This is a genomic window from Pseudomonas syringae group sp. J309-1 (assembly GCF_032582135.1).
Taxonomy (GTDB): domain Bacteria; phylum Pseudomonadota; class Gammaproteobacteria; order Pseudomonadales; family Pseudomonadaceae; genus Aquipseudomonas; species Aquipseudomonas quasicaspiana.
The window spans coordinates 241-621 of the sequence record NZ_JAWHNU010000134.1; the positions used below are offsets into that span (position 1 = coordinate 241).

Consider the following 381-nt stretch of genomic DNA (forward strand, 5'->3'; position numbering starts at 1 on the left):
GGCGCGGCCGAGGTCGGCGGCATCGTCATCGACACGGTCGCCGAGAAGCTCGGCGTTCCCCCAGCGCAGATCCCGGACCAGCCGGCCGATAAGATCGACGCGGCCGTCAAGGAGGTCGAAGGTCAGGCGCCGGACATCCTCGTGCAATGGAACGTCCAGCAGGCGCAGGCGATCGCCCTGCAGAAGGCCGAGATGGACAAGGTCGGTGAGCCGACCTGGATGTGGGCATGGCGGCCGGCCTGGATGTGGTTTCTCGGCTTTCTCTGGTTGTTCCGTTTCGTGGTGGTGACGACCGTCGACGCTGGCGCCGGCTCCACGATGGCGACACAGCTGCCGTTCGACACGCTCTTCTGGCTGACCGCCACCTTCGCCGGCTTCTAC

At 66.7% G+C, this 381-nt stretch carries 1 protein-coding gene; it reads left to right on the forward strand.

All coding sequences use genetic code 11. The features are described 5' to 3' along the window. A partial coding sequence (locus RX972_RS29080; RefSeq protein ID WP_316880743.1) for a hypothetical protein occupies positions 1-381 on the forward strand: 381 nt, incomplete at both ends.